The following is a 1846-nucleotide window of genomic DNA, read 5'->3' as shown; positions in this document are numbered from 1 at the left end:
TACCAGCGGATCTACCGGCCCTTCCAAGCAGGTTATCCATTCTGCACATACGATGATTGGTAATATGCATCAGATGAATTTCTACGGTGGTGCCAGCGATTTCCGTCCAACATGGATGGTTACGCAGCTGCCGCCGGCACTAGTTGCCGTAGTTGTCGCTATGCTGCTCATGCCGCTGGCTTCCAACAAACTGCTGATTCTTTCTCCGTTTGTCGATGCCAATGATGTGGATTTGGAATTGATGCGCTATCGTCCAAACTCTTGGCCGCTGATCCCGATGTTTATTGAGGTTGTCATGCGCAACGGCCGCATTCCGGATGATTATGATATGTCTCATCTGCTCGCCGCTGGCGCAGGATGTGAAGCATATAATAACAACCAGCTCAAGCGCGCACAGAAGTTTTTGAATGACCATAACTGCCATATTCGCTTTACCACAGGATATGGATGCAGTGAAGCAGGTTCTAATATGACGCTGCCAATGACACCGCATCCAATTAAGGACGGCAATGTTGGTGTGCCGATGCCGCTGACGCTTATGTCCATTTTCAAACCGGGTACAGATCAAGAACTGACCTATAACACGGTGGGTGAGATTTGTCAGTGCGGCCCGGGTACGATGATTGGGTATGATGATCCGAAGGCGACGGCTAAGGCAATTAAAATTCATTCGGATGGCAGAAGATGGCTGCATACCGGTGATATTGGCTATATGCTGGAGGATGGCACGATTTATACGCTCACGCGCGGTTCTGCACAGCGCTATGGCGGCGGAGAGCTGATGACGCTTCCGATGGAAAACCGCTTGGCAGATGCTGATATTGAGGGAATCGACGATGAATTTTTCGTTATCCTTCCGGATCCGGAACATCATCATTGTTTTGTCCCATATTTGTTCGTTGTTCTCAATGACGGATACACCGTGGATGATATTCGTGATGAGGTGGCAGAATGCTTGGAAGATTATATGCAGCCGGTGGAAATTATTGAACTGCCGGAGCGCCCGTTCTTCCACTTTAAGACCAATCGTATTGGCATGGCAAAGATGATTTGCGAGGGAGTATTGAGGAGAAAGTAATGCGCAAAATGGGGGAGAACCAGATATAACGAATACAAGTAAAGCTGTGTACAGATTTTCTGTACACAGCTTTTTTTATGTCTTGACAAGAAAAATAGCGTGTACTAACATGAAGCTGGCTTCACAAGAAGCAAACTTCACATTCGAGGGCTCGTATATGAAAACAAGAATCAAAGAACTGCGACAGGCGGCATCAATCAGATTTGGATGAGTGTAATCTGGATCGCTTTGGCTGTAGGTGAAAAGGGGAAGACGCAATGGATCTGTGCCGGTCTATTGGTTGTGAGCAGCATCGTTCTTATCATGCGCGCCGTTAAAAAGCCGTCTGCTGAGGAACAGGTTGAAGCCATGGATGAGCGAAACCAAATGATCAACTTAAAATCCAAAAGCCGAACCTATGATATTATGAATGTGCTGGACGTTGTACTGATGATGATTTTTATCGTGTTGGGAAAATATTGGGATATATCCGCTGTTTCATTTGTTGGCATCGGTATCGTGGGTGTTGTCGCGTTTCTGGCGCAGAGTATCACGTACAGTTATTACAATGAAATTTAAACAAAAAATGCCGTGTTTGAGAAAATTCTCAAACACGGCATTTTTATACGATAGATTTTAATTTTTTAGTTTGCCGACTGCACAGAACAGCGCAAAAGCGATGATATTGACGGCAACAATGGTTGAACCGACCGGTGTGCTGGCAAGAATAGAAAGGATGATACCAAAGAAAGCACAGCAGACGGACAAAATCGCAGAACAAATGGTCAC

At 45.9% G+C, this 1846-nt stretch carries 2 protein-coding genes; both read left to right on the top strand.

The genetic code is table 11. The features are described 5' to 3' along the window. Nucleotides 1-1078: class I adenylate-forming enzyme family protein (locus ACR0P9_RS11905; RefSeq protein WP_432620425.1), on the top strand; the 1078-nt coding region annotated here is incomplete at its 5' end. A 207-nt stretch (nt 1079-1285) separates the two neighbouring features. Then, nucleotides 1286-1636, top strand: coding sequence for a hypothetical protein (locus tag ACR0P9_RS11900; protein ID WP_432620423.1), 351 nt, complete (start codon nt 1286-1288; stop codon nt 1634-1636). The last annotated feature ends 210 nt before the right edge of the window (nt 1637-1846 follow it).

The organism is Butyricicoccus sp. (assembly GCF_050872565.1).
Lineage (GTDB): Bacteria > Bacillota > Clostridia > Oscillospirales > Butyricicoccaceae > Butyricicoccus_A.
Note: the sequence above shows the minus strand (reverse complement) of the source record. Positions and strands in the feature narration are given on the sequence as shown.

Coding starts and splice junctions, on each gene's coding strand:
- ACR0P9_RS11900 (WP_432620423.1), top strand. CDS start 1,286: ATGAGTGTAATCTGGATCGCTTTGGCTGTAGGTGAAAAGGGGAAGACG.